This window comes from Vibrio sp. L3-7, assembly GCF_963898195.1.
Classification (GTDB): domain Bacteria; phylum Pseudomonadota; class Gammaproteobacteria; order Enterobacterales; family Vibrionaceae; genus Vibrio; species Vibrio echinoideorum.
The window spans coordinates 24,980-41,834 of record NZ_CAWQUW010000018.1 but is presented as its reverse complement, the minus strand read 5'-3'; the positions used below and the strand labels follow the sequence as shown (position 1 = coordinate 41,834).

The following is a 16,855-nucleotide window of genomic DNA, read 5'->3' as shown; positions in this document are numbered from 1 at the left end:
ATAACTTTTATCTCTAAAATATTAATCAAATAGGTGCATATATGATTTTTCAGTGCTTATTTTGTTACAAAATTGATTTTTATATGCCTTTTTAACCAATCAAAAGGTCATAAAAGACTATTCTTCTATATCCTATTGCTATAAAGAAAGAGTTGGTGGATATTGAGTATATTGTGTTGTCAAAGTGTCGGGGGACATCATGGATAAACAGGAAGAGACGCGTGTAGAGTTTGATTACACAACATTTCTTGGCGCATCATGCAGTAAAAAATGGACTTTTCTGGAAGCACTAACCACGATTGCGCCAGTATTCAGCACTGTCTGGAGAGATAGCATCAAAGAGCTAGCAACCCCAGAAGACCGTTTATGGCAGATGGCTTTGAAATCAATGTCTACGCGTAAAAGTGATGAGTCAAACATTGTCACCTTACTTAAGCTTGCCAAGCTAGAAGGGATAAATGAGCTCAAAGTTGTTATGCCGTATTCTCTTGAAGAAGAGCAGATTGATTACATAGAATCACGTAGCCATTTAGTGATTGCAGATAACTCTGGTGAAGAGTTTACTATCAAGCTGTGATCATAACGTTTTTAGTTCTATGACTTCAAAGTTAGTTCATTGAATTCATGGCTAATTCTATGAATTTAGCGAAGTGTATATCATAAAAAAGGGCCTCAATGATGAGGCCCTTTTGCGTATTTTAAGACGAGGTGTTGATTGAACAATGCTAAGTCTAAGTCTAAGTCTAAGTCTAAGTCTAAGTCTAAGTCTAAAGCCAAACCGTATTAGTCGATTAGACCGTAGTCGGCACGCAATACATCGACTATCTCTTGCTTAGGATTGTCGCTTAATACAATCTCGCCGCCTGTAATTTTTGCCGCGATATCAAGGTAAGTACGAGAAAGAGACATTAACGCATCCAATGGAAGTTCATTGTCACGAGCTAATGCTTCACGCTCTGGCATACGTTCTTTGTTCAATAGAATGTCAGCATCAGGGAAGTAGTTAAGCAAGAACTGACGGAAACCTTCTTTAGAGTTCTCGACGATGTTGCCTTTGTTGTATTCCTGAGTATCCCAGATACGAGATGAGTCTGGTGTGCCAACTTCATCCATGTAGATTAGCTTTTCTTTACCTTGAGCATCGTTGACGTAACCGAACTCAAACTTCGTATCAACAAAGGTCTGGTCGACTTTAGCAAGTGCTTGGCTAATTACGTTGAAACCTTCTTTTAGCAGTTTTTCGTAATGCGCAATGTCACTTGCTTGAGTAAAGTTAAACGCTGCAAAGTTGTCTTCGATATTGTTACGTGTGATGTTTACATCATCAGCTTCTGGTACGCCAGGGATGTCTTTCAAAATCCCTTTTGTTGAAGGCGTGATCAGAAGCTCAGGTAGCTTTTTGTCTTTCTCAAGGCCTTCAGGCATCTCGATACCGCAGAATTCACGCTCGCCGTTCGCGTATGCACGCCACATTGAACCTGTGATGTATTGACGACAAATCGCTTCAATCATGACTGGACGAGCTTTTTGAACAATCCATACGAATGGGTGAGGGATATCAAGAATATGACTGTCAGCGAGGCCGTTGTCTTTAAACAATTTGAACCAGTGGTTAGAGATAGCATTCAAAGCTGCTCCTTTTCCTGGAACACCTTTAAGATTACCTTCACCACGCCAGATACAATCAAACGCAGAGATACGGTCACTGATCACCATGATAGCTAAAGGCGCATCTGGCGCGACATTGTAGCCTTTCTCTTTAATTAGTCGTTGGCTATCTTCTTCAGTTAACCAGTAGACTGAGCGAACCTTGCCACTGTGGACAGGTTTGTCAGTACGGATTGGTAGGTCATCATTTACGGCAAGAACTTGATCAGCAAGGCTCATTTAGACATTCCTATCTTTTATCAAACGTCATACAGAGAAGTGCGGTGTGCACATGATTAGACGGGCATTATACCCAATCTACTATTTGCTTCCAGAGAAAAAGCAATCGATTGCTAAATCTATTGATCAAATAAAAAACCCCGCCTAACGATCCGCTTAAAAATTGGCGAATTGTAGAGCAGGGGAAGGCAGTCTGTTGGGCTATGTTTTGAGCTATGTTTTTGGACCATGTTATTAAGCTATGTGTGTGAGCCAAAATGTTAAGCAAGGTGGTTTAGTGAATACGCTCTGAATTGGCATCCATAAAGAAGACTTCACACTGAAAGCGTAACCCTAAAGTTCTTAGGTACTGTTGGCTGAATTGATCAATCGATGAACTTGCGACAATCGCACTCGCATTCTTAGAACGGATTGCTTTCTCGACTGTTTCTACTTCAGTCATTTGATGAGAGGCTTTCATATGGATAACGCGGTCGCAGCAAACGTTATGTTGCTTAAGCTGCTTTGCTGATGGTCGTGGTGTTTGAGCGGTAAACAGTAGCCACTGATGTTGGTTGGACAGCAACGCCATTCTTGCAAATAACGCTTCCTCGTTTGAATTTTTGCTTTTACGAGAAACGGATGTAAATGCGCAGTGAACTAGCGGGCTAGAGTGTTGGGCTTTAACGTGTGCTTGAATCATTTTGCTGTCCTTATATACATGCTGTATGTGTATACAGTAGTTTTAGTTGCTTATAAGATCAAGCGTTTTTTGCGGGATTATTGGACGATTCTGTCTGGGCTTATGGATGGAATGAGTTTAAGTCATTGAAATAATTTGATAAATTAAATTTGAATGAATTTACTGTTTTGTCTCATAAGTTGAAAGAATGTGAGCTTTACACAGGTGTATACAGTGGTTTTGATAGAAAAATACTGTATACACCTGGATAGAAGATAGAAGATAGAAGATAGAAGATAGAAGATAGAAGATCTAAAACTACAGGCACAAAAAAAGCGCCTTAGGCGCTTTCTTATATTTCAACGGTGTTGCTTATCTCAATGTCGCTTGGGAGAGTTTTGTTCTCATTTCCATTTCACCAATATTGAACTGGCGAACATCAATGGTTGCAATATCATTGCACTCTTTACATGCATGATGACACTTACCATCTAGGTAGTCGTGCTTTTTAACTAGGCTTGGCTTTTTGCACCAATCACAAACGCCTTCTACTGTGAACATATTATCTCCTCACCTGTATACGTCAGGTGTATTTTCGGCGCAAATTATGACATAAGTAAGACCCATTAGTTAATAGTTTGTTACCTGTTTTTGAGAGGGGGATCGATTGCAACACTAATAAAATCGATATCTTTGCGAATTGGAAAACCAAAGGTGTGTGGTTGTTTACTGTTTTGTAACATTTTGTAAGATGTTTTTTAGCGCATTGTTCAAACGTTTCATTTCTTCGTCACATCCATGACCATCAGGGTGATAGATTTTAGAGAGTTGTTTGTATCTAATTTTAATGCTTTTTTGGTTAGGAATGGAGGTGGGTGTGTAACCAAACAGAGAACAAGCTATCTGTAATTTTTGTGTTTCCTGCGAGTTTCTCTGTTTCTTTAATTCGGTAAACATTGCATGAAGTTGTCGTTTTTGCTGTTTTATCGTGGTGCCTTGAGCTTTTAACTGAGCTTCAAGAGGGTGCTGTTGGTGGCTTAATGGTACAGAGTTTTGATTTTGCTTCTTTCGAGTAATGAAAAGAGTCATGAGCACGCTTAGAAGTGCAATGCATGCGGCAATCAATAACTCATTCATCGTTACTTTTATTAGAGAAGAAGGTTGTTGCAGATCTGAATTTTGATTCACCGAAAGAGAACTAACATTTTGTTCATGGTCATTTGAAGTATCAACACTGCTATTGAGCTGTTTGATTGAAGAGATCTGCTTTGCACGTTGTTGATTAAATTGTGCTTCCAGAATACGGTTGTAACCCTCTTCTGCGTCAGAGTTGTCTTTTAAAGCCGCTTCATACCATAGCTGGGCTGCATCTAATGGCTGAAGTAGTGGTAAGCCTTTTTCTTCAAGTGAGGATTCATAGATTCTTGCTACCTCAACGGGGGCTCGTTTGTGACCTTGCAGTGCGGCTTTGATAAACCATTCTAATGCGCGCTTACTGTCTTGCTCGACGCCCACACCTGTTAAGTACAACCCGGCAAGCTTAAATTGCGCATCTGGATTGCCATTACCCGCTGATTGTGAATACCAATAGAATGCATCATCAATGCTGTGAGGAACATCTACGCCTAATTCATACGATTGAGCTAATTGATATTGAGCGGCTGGATCTTGGTTTTGAGCATCATGCGTCAGGTCTGAATTGCTTGCAGCATAAACGAGCTGTGTTGTAGATAACATGAAGGTTAGAAGTAGAGTTCTAAGACGTGACGATTGCAGATTTTTCAATGTGATAAACGTTTTCAATGTGATAAACAATAGATAAGTCTCGTAAAAAGCCCAGTTGCAATATCTCAGTATTAACACGCTATGTGGTTGTAAGCCATACCGCTTCAGATAAACGATACGCTGACAACCAACTATATAGTGGTTATTTCAAGATAGAAAGATAACTGGGCTTTAGTCGTGCTACTTAAGCGGCAAGATTTGAATTTCTACGCGGCGGTTACAAGCACGACCTTGAGACGTGTTGTTATCACATAGAGGGTAACGTTCACCGTTACCACGAGCAATAGCACGACCTGCAGCTACATCTTGGGAAATCAAGAATGCGCGAACAGATTCAGCACGACGCTCAGAAAGGATTTGGTTAGTTGATTCACTGCCAGTGCTGTCGGTATGGCCGTCGATCACTAGGCTAGTGTCAGGGTATTCTACTAAGATACGAGCAACACCACGTAGTGTGTTGTGAATGCTTGATTCCAAAGCGTAAGAGCCAGAATCAAAACCGATGCCGTTTTCTAGGCGAAGTAAAAGCTGGTTCTCACCAACACGCTCTACTTGGACACCAGAGTTCATGAGTTCTTCACGAAGTGCAGCTTCTTGTTGGTCGAAGTAGTAACCGATACCACCACCGACAGCCGCGCCGCCTGCAGCACCAATCAAGGCACGTTTACGACGATCTTTAGAATCGTCACCAGTAGCGACACCAGCAACGGCACCAGCGATGGCACCAATTAGAGCGCCTTGAGTTGCAGAGTTAGTCTCTGATTCGCCAGTTGTCGCGTTTTGGCGTTGAGTTGCCTGACAACCTGTTAAAGCGACAGTAAGCGCTAGGGCTAGTGTGATTTTTTTCAACGTATTTCTCCATCATGTACTTCTGTCAAACGCATGGATTGCGAATGGCAAACATATAGTCCCATAAGTATTATTGATGGTTTTAACAATGTGCTGAGGAAATGTAAAGAGCAAGCATTATGATTTAGCTAAATGACATGCTCTACGATTTGGTGATTTTTTTCACTGCTTGGGCACCGCCAACTGGGCGGTTAACCGATAATTTACGACCTTTCTTCAAGCCAACTTCATAGTCTGCGGTGAGGTTCTTCATCGCTTCTCTGAGTTGTTGCTTAAAGGTTTCACGATCGATGTTTTCGAACTCTTTATCAATGTAGTTATTGATTTTGTTGTTTGATTCGTCGTCTGGAGTAATGATTGGTAACTTCTCAAGAGCACCTTCTATCCAACCAGATACGTAAGAATTAACGCGACGAGTGACTTCGAGAGTTCCTGTGCCAGACCCAGCAAAGCTGTTTCTGAATTGACCAGTATGCTCGTTTAATTCACGATAAATAATATCGAAAGCAAAGGCTGCGAAGATTGCTCGGTCGGCTTCGCCAATGAATTCCACACGTTTGAGACCTTTGTGGTTCAGTAACACAGCTTCTACGCCAAACTTAGTGTTGATACCACGAATAACGCGCAACAGAGTCGAGCTGATATTTGCCGGCAACAGATGACTGGATTGAGTTTTCCCCATCTTGATAAATTCAATATCGTCTTTTTCGAGACCATATTTCAGCATCAAGTTATGCGCCATCTTTATTGCATTGGCCGCTTCATTGACGTTCGCTGAATTTCCAAGCTCAAGACACTTGGCTATTTTCTTTAGGGCTTTTTTCTTATCCATCGACTACTTAATCATTACCGCAAATTTTGAAAAGTCCGACATTTTACATGTTTTGCTATCTAACAGAAAGCCTAAACTCGTTTGGATATCATTAAAAAGGTTCTGGAGGGTGTGTAAAAGGTAATGTTGAGAGGCTATATAATAACGCCATCAAGAGTATTGATGGCGTTCGTGACACGATTTGTCAGAATGACTAGAGTTTTAGCCAACTAGATTCCAAGTTCATCAAGTAAATCTGCTGCAGAATCATTGCCTAAGCTTTGTGTTGGCTTCTTCGCTTCCTGCATTTTTTTCTGAGTCGCTTCTAAGATGCTGTCTGGACATTCGTCCTCGGCGATTTCAAACTCTTCCAATTGGATGAATTCTGTCTTATCCATTGCAAGCTCTAGGTAGAAGATGTTGTTGTTTTCAGTCGAGAAGGTGACACGACGAGCTTGTGGACGATCGAGGTTAGTATCAACAGAAAGGTTCACTTGTTTGTTGAGTGCTAGCATTTTTGGTTGATTTTGCGTGATGTTGGTTTGCAGTTCTTTACGAATCTTGTTCGTGAAATCACCGACAAGCTGGTTCATTAACTCACCCAATACATCGCCTACTTCGTCTGAGGTGTGCAGTACGGCTAATTCATCTTCTGGCATGCCCATGTTACGCATGTAATTGGTGTAGATCTCTAACGCCGCTTTTGACGTAAAATTGATAACAACAAGACCAGAGAAGCCACCGTCAAATAAGACGAAACAACCAAAATCTGGCTTCAGGCTCGTTTTGTTGATCTTTTGAACCATAGCTGAATAGGACACTTGAGAAGCCGTCGCTGAAGTGAGTACGCTTGAGACTGATTGGCATAGCTTAAGAAGAATATCTTCAGTTGTGACTGTTTTGTTTTTTTTCATTGTGATGCGCTCATGGAGATGTCTTTAACAAAATGTTATTCAGTATATTGTGACTGAATCAAGACGAAAGTGACTATTTCTCCATTCTTGCATTGAGATTCTGATTTGATCACCTTTTTATATGATCTTAATAGTAGTAAAGTGACGAAATTCAAAGAAAATTACTAAAAATCTCAGATAACCCAATGCTGATAGGATCAGCGAAGTAGGGGCAGGAAGCAAATGTTACCAAGACTTCAACTCAATGCTGATGTCGATCCAGTTGTCGTACGCTTTTTAGATGAACTTAAAACAGCGGGCTTTACTGGCGACATTGAATCTCAATATTCTAGCCGTTTGGCTGTGGCGACTGATAACAGTGTTTATCAGCAATTGCCGCAAGCGGTCATTCTTCCCAAGACAACACACGATGTTGTATTGGTCGGTAAAGTGGGTGCCAAATCCGCTTACGAACGTGTGACCTTTTCTCCTCGCGGAGGCGGTACCGGAACTAACGGTCAATCGTTAACAAAAGGTGTTGTGGTTGACCTTTCACGATACATGAATAAGGTTCTTGAGATTAATGACAAAGAAGGCTGGGTAAGAGTTCAGTCTGGCGTTGTGAAAGATCAATTGAATGATGCAGTACGTCCCTACGGTTATTTTTTCTCTCCTGACCTATCAACCAGTAACCGAGCAACCTTAGGTGGCATGATCAACACCGATGCTTCGGGCCAAGGTTCATTGAAGTACGGCAAAACGTCAGATCATGTTTTATCACTGCAAGCGGTGTTTGCCGATGGTTCATGCTTAGAATCTGATTTATCACATGGCTTGCCAGTTGAAGGTGAATTTGCGCACCAGGCACTTGCGGTTACTGAGGCGGTGTGTCGAGATAAACGCGCTCAAATCCTTAATAAATTCCCACCGCTGAACCGTTTCTTGACTGGCTATGACCTGAAGAACGCAATCAACGAACAAGACGACAGCTTCGACTTGACTCGCGTCCTATGCGGCGCGGAAGGCTCATTAGCCTTCATTACGGAAGCAAAGTTAAACCTAACCAAGATTCCAAAAGCGCGAACGCTGGTTAACGTGAAATACAACACGTTCGATTCTGCGCTGCGCAATGCGCCGTTCATGGTAGAAGCGAAAGCGCTGTCTGTAGAAACGGTTGATTCAAGAGTATTGAACCTAGCGAAGCAAGACATCGTTTGGCACACCGTGAGCGATTTGCTTATGGATGTTCCAAACAAAGAGATGCTAGGCATCAATATGGTTGAGTTTGCAGGCCAAGATGAAGCGGAAGTCGAACAACAAGTCCAAGCGTTAACTGCGCAACTTGAAAGTATGCTTGAAACCGAAGAAGCGGGTGTGATTGGCTTCCAAGTGTGCAGTGATTTGGCGAGCATTGGCCGAATCTACAACATGCGTAAGAAAGCGGTGGGTCTGTTAGGTGCGGCTAAAGGCCGAGCTAAGCCGGTCGCTTTTGCTGAAGATACCTGTGTACCACCGGAAAACTTGGCCGACTTCATTTCTGAATTTAGAGTATTACTCGATTCAAAAGAGTTGAACTACGGCATGTTTGGTCACGTGGATGCGGGCGTACTGCATGTTCGTCCGGCTTTAGATTTGTGTGACCCGATGCAAGAAGCATTAATGCACGAAGTCTCTGATGAAGTGGTTAAGCTGGTGGCGAAATACGGCGGCTTGATGTGGGGTGAGCACGGAAAAGGCTTCCGCTCTGAGTATGGCCCAGAATTCTTCGGTGAAGAACTGTTTACCGAATTAAGACGTGTTAAAGCAGCGTTCGACCCGCACAACAAGATGAACCCAGGCAAGATCTGTACGCCGTTAGAAAGCGATGCTGAATTGGTGAAAGTGACCGATACCAAGCGTGGTTTCTACGACCGTCAGATCGACGTACAAGTTCGTGATAGCTTCAAACAAGCGATGGAATGTAACGGCAACGGCTTGTGCTTCAACTACGATACGAGCTCGCCAATGTGTCCTTCGATGAAAGTTACGGCTGACCGTCGTCACTCACCAAAAGGCCGTGCAGGCTTGGTAAGAGAGTGGCTTCGTCAGTTAACTGAGCAAGGCGTCGATATTCTCGATTTAGAGCAAGAAGCGCTGAAAGACAATACTCCGGTTAAAACCATGGTTGAGCGTGTTCGTAACACCATGAACAAACGCCATGAATACGATTTCTCTCATGAAGTTCACGAAGCGATGAATGGCTGTCTTGCATGTAAAGCGTGTGCGAGCCAGTGCCCGATTAAAGTCGATGTGCCGAGTTTCCGTTCTCGATTCTTAAACATCTATTACTCGCGCTATCAGCGCCCAGCAAAAGACTATTTAGTTGCCAACATTGAAACCATGCTGCCGCTGATGGCGAAAGCGCCGAAAGTTGTGAACGCAGCATTGGGTCAAAAGTGGATACAAACCGTAACGGCTAAAACGGTCGGTTATGTTGATGCACCACTGATGTCGGTGCCTACGCTAAAAAATCGTTTGGCGAGCAAAGAACTGCAACTCTTCGACTTACAGTACTTAGAAGGCTTGTCTTCTGAGCAGAAGAAACAGCATGTACTTATCGTTCAAGACCCGTTTACTAGCTTTTATGATGCAGAAGTAGTTGAAGACTTCGTTACTCTGGCTCAAAAGCTTGGCAAAACACCTGTGTTACTGCCGTTTAAGCCAAATGGTAAAGCACTGCACATTAAAGGCTTCTTAAGTCGTTTTGCTCGTGAGGCGAAATCGACTTCTGATTTCTTATCGCTGGTGGCGGATATCGGTATTCCTTTAGTGGGTGTCGATCCGGCACTTGTGCTTTGTTACCGCGATGAATACGTCGAGATTTTGGCTGACAAGCGTGGAGATTTTGATGTACTAACGGTGCACGAATGGTTGCTACCATCACTAGGTGAGTTTGAAGAGCGCTCTGCAAGTGAAGAAATGTGGTACTTGTTCGCTCACTGTACTGAGAAGACCAAAATGCCGAACGCTGAAAAAGAGTGGGGGGCCATTTTCAAACACTTTGGTGCTGCGTTAACCAGCGTTCCTGTCGGTTGTTGCGGTATGGCAGGTACCTTTGGTCACGAAGTCGATAAGTTGCAAATGTCGAAAGATATATACGGTTTAAGCTGGAAGCCTCAAATGCAGGACTTGCCAAAAGATCGCTGCTTAGTGACGGGTTATTCCTGCCGTAGCCAAGTGAAGCGCTTTGAAGGTGAAAAGCTTGCACACCCATTACAGGCGTTAGCCAAAATTCTTTAATACATTTAGCCCAGCAATTGCTGGGCTTTTTTCTAAACTAACAAAGGAATGTTAAGAAGGAAAAGTATGAAATTTCTAGAATTAAAAGTCCCACCCGTTGCTCTGTTTATATTGATATTCGTCGCATCTTATTTCAGTGCTCATCAGCTAAGTACAGGAGCGGTATTACTACCTTACAAGATCATCGTTTTAGGGGTCGGAATTGCATTGAGTGGTGTGGTTGGATTAGCCGGTATATGGGAGTTTCGAAAACAGAAAACCACCGTTAACCCGATTAAAGTAGAAGCCGCGTCTTCGGTCGTGGACAGTGGTATTTTTGGTTACACACGAAATCCAATGTATCTAGGGTTATTCATCCTACTGTTTTGTTTTGGCTACTTCTTCCAAAACCTGTTCAGTATTTTACTCAGTTTTGTATTCGTAATGTATATGAATCAGTTCCAAATTAAGCCAGAAGAACGTGCTCTAGAGCAATTATTCGGTGCGGAATATGTTGATTACAAACAAAAGGTTAGACGCTGGATCTGATGTGTATTCAGATACAATTAAGTGATTAGATAAGAATTATTATCGTTTGGTCGATCTATATCACAAATTAATGTGATTTTAGTTTCATATTGATTTTTTATAAAATAGTCTGCGCTTCATTATTAAAATGAATAAAGGCTAGGTAATGAAAATTGTTCAGGCGAAATGGTTGTCGCTAGGTGTCTGTGTAGTGAGTCTGTCTTCAACGTCGGTGTTGGCAGATGTTTCAGCTCGAATTATAAACGGTAAAGAAGCAACACAAGGGAATTGGCCATTTATGGCTGCGCTAGTCTCAAGGAACGTGAACGCTTATGACGGTCAGTTTTGTGGTGCGAGTTTTATTGGTGAGCAATACGTATTAACTGCAGCCCACTGTGTAGACGCGATTGGCAGTGAAGATTTAGATGTGGTGATCGGTGAATCAAACCTCTCTTCAACTGAAGCTAAGTATCGTCGATACCGTGTACGTAATATTTATATGCATAATTATTACGATCCATCAAGAATGAGTAATGATATTGCTATTATTGAACTTGATGAAAAGCCATCACAGTCTCTGGTTAACCTGGTCGATGGTTATGTTCGTGGTAACTTGAACGCTGGCGAAATGCTAACGGTAATGGGTTGGGGTGATCAGAATTCCTCAAAAGATGTGTACTCGTCGAAGAGCGAACTGTACCAAGTTAATGTTCCTTTGGTTAACCAGATCGAATGCAATAATGTTCCTTACCGTGGATATTCCTCCATTGGAGATGATGCTTTTTGTGCTGGTTACAGTGATGGTGGCTATGATTCATGTCAAGGTGACAGTGGTGGTCCAATTGTTATTTCGAGCAATGGAAAATATGAACAGCTGGGTATTGTAAGTTGGGGTGAGGGTTGTGCGCAGGCTGGCGCTTACGGTGTCTATACTAATATCAGTCATTTTGACGATTGGATTGATGAGCAGACCATGGGTTTTAGTTACCGTCCAGCCGAAATGCTAGGCGTAAGATCATTGGGAGAAAACTCTCACGTATTTAAATTTCATAACCAATCTGATCAAACAGTTGTAGTCACTCAAATTTCTCCTACTTCTGCTACGAATATAGCCATCGCTCATAATGGATGCCAAGGTTTAGCTATGTCTCAATGGCAAGTTTGCGAAGTTATTGTTAATTACAATATAGACTCTGTTGGTGAGCATGAATTTGGCATTGATGTTCAAACTGACGCATTAGTAGGTACTGTTACTTCAAAGGCTTCTGTAATAGGGGCAAGCATTGCAACGAGTGCCATGGCGGCTTTAGGGGACGTACCTAACAGTGGCGCTTATAATACTGAAATTTGGGATGTAGAAGGACGAATTATAGCTTCACCATCTATTGGTAATGGTGAATCAACAACCTTCATAGTTGAGGGCATTCCTAGTGGCACGGTTTCGTTTGATCTCGCTGCATCGACGGAAGAGCAGTATGATTTTGTTGAGCTCTACAGCAATGGTAAAAAAATAGACAGAGTATCAGGTAAGTTTTCTGGCTCAGTCAATCTGCCGTTGGTTAGAGATGCTGATAACAGCTTTATGATTAGATATGTTAAAGATTGGTATGGCTCTGAAGGGAACGACAGAGTGATAATTAAAAACTTCACGTACAGCGAAGAGATAAAGATATCTAAGTCTGAGGGAACACAGAACGCAAAAAGCTCAGGTGGCGGCAGTGGTGGTTCACTGGCTTGGCATTGGTTACTCGTCCTTTTCGGTGGCTTGATTGTACGCAAATCATTTTCATCACCAAAGCTTAAAAGATAACCAGTGAAAGTATAGCTCGATAGCTATATCCTAAATCGATAGTTACGTACTAAAAAGAAAAGCCCAGCTTGAGGATATCAAGCTGGGCTTTATTGATCTTGTTCTAGAGTTTATTTACATCGAGATGTGTAAATAAAAGGATGCTGATTAAGCGGCAGCTGCGAACTGAGCTAGAAACATCTCTTTACGCTCGTTGAAGCGGTTTACTAGGTCGTCGACAGAAGCTTGGTCGTATGGCTTAAGACCACTTGCTACCATGCGCTTCACGCCTTTACCGACAACTTCACCGTCTTCTTTGAAATCGAAGTTCAGTGTCACGATACCACGCTTGCCTTCAACATCAAAAGTCGCACCAGAGAATTCTACTTCTGGGTGAGATAGGTCTAGGCGAGTAAATTCTACTTCCATGCTCTCGTAAATCACAAGAGGACGTTGGCAGTTGATCATCATTTGTTGTTCTTCCATAAGAGGAACCATGATGTGTGGGAAGTTCATACCAGAGAACTTAACGTAGTTTGTTACTACGTGTTCGATGAATGCTTGGTCGTGGCTCTTTTCACCTTCACAAGACATGTGTAGGTACTCTTTGCCTTTCTCGTCAACCAGTGAGCTTTCTTTCTCACATTTGTTGTCAACGCTAAGCGCAATACCGTTCCCCACCATACCTGAAAAATCAAAACGCATTTTTTGGCTGATGCCTTCTTTTTGCAGAAGCACTGCAAACAAAAGATCGCCAGGCACGCAGAAGCGCTTGTTGTCTTCATCGTGAATTGGGTTGAAGTCAGCGGCTACTTTTTTAGCAAAGTGGCTAGCTTGTTCACGAGTGAATTGAAATTGATTGTCTTCAGTTGAAAAGTAAGGTGTCAGAAACATAGTATCGCTATTAGTCATCAAATCTGGCGTGGATTATAGCTAACTAACTTCGATCTAATGGTCTATCCAGTTAACTCTGTTTATATATCAGTCAATTAGATAAATACGTTGGATGGTATGTGACGATTTTTAAGAGGGTATGGTCTTTGACTCAATGCAACAAGGGCTAATCAATAGCCCTTGTTTATACAACACTTTAAGAGGTGTTGTTTAGAGTGTTTTTGCTTTAAAAACTACACAGAGTGCCTTCTGGCATTAGATGGTTATGAACGGACAACTTAAGTAACAGGTTCGCTTGTTCAATATCAGGTGAGAAGTAGCGATCTTTGTCGTAGAAGCTGACTTTCTCACGCAGAATTTGTTTCGCCTCTTCTACGCGAGGAGACGAAAGGTTTGGTGCTCGGAAGTCTAACCCTTGTGCTGCAGCTAAATATTCTACGGCCAAAATCCCTCGTGTATTTTCGGCCATGTACCTAAGCCTGCGTGCTGCGAAGGTGGCCATCGATACGTGGTCTTCTTGGTTTGCAGAAGTTGGTAGGCTATCTATTGATGCTGGATGAGCCAGTGTTTTGTTCTCACTCGCCAATGCTGCAGACGTTACCTGAGCAATCATAAACCCTGAGTTCACGCCGCCGTTATCTACCAAGAAAGGTGGAAGTTTGCTTAGTGCGCTATCGATTAACAGTGCCATTCTTCGTTCTGACAAGCTACCTATCTCGGCGATTGCCAATGCAAGGTTATCGGCTGCCATTGCGACGGGTTCGGCGTGGAAGTTACCACCTGAAATGATGTCACCGTCTTCAGCAAAAACAAGTGGGTTGTCGGATACGGCATTTGCTTCAATGTTTAAGGTTTCTGCTGAATTACGAATCTGCTGTAAACACGCCCCCATCACTTGAGGCTGGCAACGCAGCGAATAAGGGTCTTGAACCTTTTCACAACAAGTGTGTGATTCACCAATCTCACTCTTTTGATCAAGCATATGGCGATAAGCAAGGGCTGCATCCATTTGGCCACGATGACCACGAACGCGATGAATACGCGGATCAAACGGACGACGGCTACCCAGCGCGGCTTCAACAGACATTGCACCACATACAGTTGCAGATGCGAACAAGTCTTCGGCTGCGAACAGACCTTCTAATGCGAAGGCGGTTGATGCCTGAGTGCCGTTCAACAGCGCTAAACCTTCTTTAGGAGCTAGCGTGATTGGCTCAAGGCCTGCGATCTGCATAGCTTCTAAGCCTGTGATGATTTTACCGTTGTGGCGTGCTTGGCCTTCACCTAGCAGTACTGTACTCATGTGGGCTAGGGGAGCGAGATCTCCTGACGCACCAACCGAGCCTTTTTGAGGAACACATGGGTAAACCTGCGCGTTCACTAGATCGATAAGAGCGTTAATCACTTTCAGGCGAATACCCGAGTAACCACGAGACAAGCTGTTAATCTTTAACACCATCATCAAACGCACAGTTTCATCAGACATGAACTTGCCGATGCCCGCCGCGTGAGAAAGCACGATACTTTTCTGTAGTACTTCTAAATCTTCAGGCGCAATCTTGGTATTCGCTAATAAGCCAAAACCTGTATTGATACCATAAACAGTGCGATCTTCAGCAATCACTTGTTCGACTACGTGCATGCTCGCTTCAATATCAGGAATCGCTGCTGGGTCGAGTGATAAGTTAACAGGGCTACGACTAATTTTACGGAGCTCAGGCAGGCCTAGAAGTCCTGGTTTAAGTAATAAATTCAACATGTTCTCTCCAGAAATTAAAGGCGACGAAGTTCTTCGTTTAGCATAGGTAAATCAAGCTTTTGCTCTTTGGCGCACTGCTTGGCAATATCGTAACCCGCATCAGCATGACGCATAACGCCGGTTGCTGGGTCGTTGTGAAGTACGCGAGCAATACGCTGTGATGCATCTTCACTGCCGTCACAACAAATCACCATTCCTGAGTGTTGTGAGAAGCCCATGCCAACGCCACCACCGTGGTGCAGAGAAACCCATGTTGCACCGCCTGCAGTATTTAGAAGGGCGTTCAATAGAGGCCAATCTGATACGGCATCTGAGCCATCCATCATGCCTTCTGTTTCACGGTTCGGGCTTGCCACTGAACCTGAATCTAGGTGGTCACGACCGATAACAACTGGTGCTTTTAGTTCGCCATTTTTAACCATTTCATTGAATGCTTGGCCTAAACGTTCACGATCTTTCAAGCCAACCCAACAAATACGAGCGGGTAGGCCTTGGAACTGAATACGTTCACGCGCCATATCTAGCCAGTTGTGTAGATGTGGGTTATCTGGAATCAGTTCTTTTACTTTTTGGTCTGTTTTGTAGATGTCTTCTGGGTCGCCAGAAAGGGCTGCCCAACGGAACGGACCGACGCCTTCACAAAATAAAGGTCGTATATATGCGGGAACGAAACCTGGGAAATCAAATGCATTCTCCACACCTTCTTCCAATGCCATTTGGCGAATGTTATTACCGTAATCTACAGTCGCAGCACCACGGTACTGAAGATCCAGCATAGCTTGAACTTGAATAGCCATAGATTGCTTAGCGACTTTCACTACTTTCGCTTCATCAACTAAACGTTCTTGCGCTGCTTTCTCCATCGTCCAACCTTGAGGCAAGTAGCCGTTCAGCGGATCGTGGGCAGAGGTTTGGTCTGTCACTACGTCAGGGGTGATATTGCGTTCAACTAACTCTGGGAATACATCAGCAGCGTTGCCTAATAAGCCAACAGAGATTGGCGTGTCTGATTCTTTAATCATTGCCATCGCTTCATCTATGCTGGTGGCTTTTTTGTCTACATAGCCAGTACGTAAGCGATAGTCGATCCGTGATTCATCACATTCAACAGCGATCATCGAGAAGCCTGCCATTGTTGCTGCGAGAGGTTGAGCACCACCCATACCGCCAAGACCACCCGTTAGAACCCACTTGCCGTTTGCTTCGCCTTGGAAGTGCTTCTTCGCGATAGCGACAAACGTTTCATAAGTACCTTGAACGATGCCTTGAGAGCCAATGTAGATCCAGCTGCCTGCTGTCATTTGGCCGTACATCATCAAGCCTTCTTTATCGAGCTCGTTGAAATGCTCCCAATTTGCCCAGTGCGGAACAAGGTTCGAATTCGCAATCAGTACGCGAGGTGCATTCTTGTGAGTTGGGAACACACCTACAGGTTTACCAGATTGAACAAGTAACGTTTGATCGTCTTCTAAACGTTCTAATACTTCGACAATCTTGTCATAACATTTCCAATCGCGCGCCGCGCGACCAATACCGCCATACACAACCAGTGCATGTGGGTGTTCTGCCACATCAGGGTCTAGGTTGTTCATCAGCATACGCAGTGGTGCTTCTGTTAACCAAGATTTAGCGCGCAAAGTGGTGCCATGAGGTGCGCGAATTTCGCGAGTCGTGTCGAGACGAGGGTCACTGTTGTGGTGTTCCGTCATTTTGGAATTCCTTCTGTTTCACGTTATATAGT

General features: G+C 43.3%; 14 protein-coding genes. 4 read left to right on the top strand and 10 right to left on the bottom strand.

Translation table 11 applies throughout. The annotated features are described in order from the left end of the window. Positions 1-199 precede the first annotated feature (199 nt). Positions 200-577 carry a hypothetical protein gene (locus AACW75_RS13865; RefSeq protein WP_017072933.1) on the top strand — a complete coding sequence of 126 codons (378 nt, stop codon included), beginning with the start codon at positions 200-202 and terminating at the stop codon, positions 575-577. Positions 578-783: 206 nt separating this feature from the next. On the opposite strand, the gene AACW75_RS13860 is transcribed toward AACW75_RS13865, so the two are convergent. The 7 genes from AACW75_RS13860 to AACW75_RS13830 form a co-directional block, all read right to left on the bottom strand. Further along, positions 784-1,887 (bottom strand): phosphoribosylaminoimidazolesuccinocarboxamide synthase, encoded by a 1,104-nt coding sequence (locus AACW75_RS13860; RefSeq protein ID WP_017072932.1) that lies wholly within the window; start codon positions 1,885-1,887, stop codon positions 784-786. A gap of 274 nt (positions 1,888-2,161) precedes the next feature. After that, entirely contained in the window at positions 2,162-2,569 is a 408-nt protein-coding gene (locus AACW75_RS13855) for a SulA-like leucine-rich domain-containing protein (RefSeq protein ID WP_017072931.1), read from the bottom strand. 351 nt (positions 2,570-2,920) lie between these two features. Further along, complete coding sequence (locus AACW75_RS13850; protein ID WP_010438232.1) at positions 2,921-3,109, bottom strand: hypothetical protein; 189 nt, start codon at positions 3,107-3,109, stop codon at positions 2,921-2,923. Between the two features lie 165 nt (positions 3,110-3,274). Further along, a complete protein-coding gene (locus tag AACW75_RS13845; RefSeq protein ID WP_145571241.1) occupies positions 3,275-4,285 on the bottom strand; it encodes a J domain-containing protein in 1,011 nt (336 codons plus the stop codon). Positions 4,286-4,513: 228 nt separating this feature from the next. Continuing rightward, positions 4,514-5,182, bottom strand: coding sequence for an OmpA family protein (locus AACW75_RS13840; protein WP_010438238.1), 669 nt, complete (start codon positions 5,180-5,182; stop codon positions 4,514-4,516). Positions 5,183-5,324: 142 nt separating this feature from the next. After that, positions 5,325-6,014 (bottom strand): DUF2786 domain-containing protein, encoded by a 690-nt coding sequence (locus AACW75_RS13835; RefSeq protein ID WP_029224752.1) that lies wholly within the window; start codon positions 6,012-6,014, stop codon positions 5,325-5,327. 209 nt (positions 6,015-6,223) lie between these two features. Beyond that, positions 6,224-6,907: a DUF3334 family protein gene (locus AACW75_RS13830; protein ID WP_017072928.1), complete on the bottom strand. Its 684-nt coding sequence runs from the start codon at positions 6,905-6,907 to the stop codon at positions 6,224-6,226. A 222-nt stretch (positions 6,908-7,129) separates the two neighbouring features. On the opposite strand from AACW75_RS13830, the gene ydiJ reads away from it, so the two are divergent. The 3 genes from ydiJ to AACW75_RS13815 all read left to right on the top strand — a co-directional run bounded on the left by ydiJ (position 7,130) and on the right by AACW75_RS13815 (position 12,482). Then, positions 7,130-10,165, top strand: coding sequence for a D-2-hydroxyglutarate dehydrogenase YdiJ (gene ydiJ, locus AACW75_RS13825; protein WP_145571188.1), 3,036 nt, complete (start codon positions 7,130-7,132; stop codon positions 10,163-10,165). Positions 10,166-10,231: 66 nt separating this feature from the next. Further along, a complete protein-coding gene (locus tag AACW75_RS13820; protein WP_145571186.1) occupies positions 10,232-10,693 on the top strand; it encodes a methyltransferase family protein in 462 nt (153 codons plus the stop codon). 151 nt (positions 10,694-10,844) lie between these two features. Next, entirely contained in the window at positions 10,845-12,482 is a 1,638-nt protein-coding gene (locus tag AACW75_RS13815) for a trypsin-like serine protease (RefSeq protein ID WP_145571239.1), read from the top strand. Between the two features lie 147 nt (positions 12,483-12,629). Here AACW75_RS13815 and AACW75_RS13810 read toward each other — a convergent pair whose 3' ends face one another. The 3 genes from AACW75_RS13810 to hutU all read right to left on the bottom strand — a co-directional run bounded on the left by AACW75_RS13810 (position 12,630) and on the right by hutU (position 16,823). Next, complete coding sequence (locus AACW75_RS13810) at positions 12,630-13,355, bottom strand: DUF3581 domain-containing protein (RefSeq protein ID WP_010438254.1); 726 nt, start codon at positions 13,353-13,355, stop codon at positions 12,630-12,632. A 226-nt stretch (positions 13,356-13,581) separates the two neighbouring features. Further along, complete coding sequence (gene hutH / locus AACW75_RS13805; protein WP_017072924.1) at positions 13,582-15,114, bottom strand: histidine ammonia-lyase; 1,533 nt, start codon at positions 15,112-15,114, stop codon at positions 13,582-13,584. A 14-nt stretch (positions 15,115-15,128) separates the two neighbouring features. After that, positions 15,129-16,823 (bottom strand): urocanate hydratase, encoded by a 1,695-nt coding sequence (gene hutU / locus AACW75_RS13800; RefSeq protein WP_145571185.1) that lies wholly within the window; start codon positions 16,821-16,823, stop codon positions 15,129-15,131. Positions 16,824-16,855 lie beyond the last annotated feature (32 nt).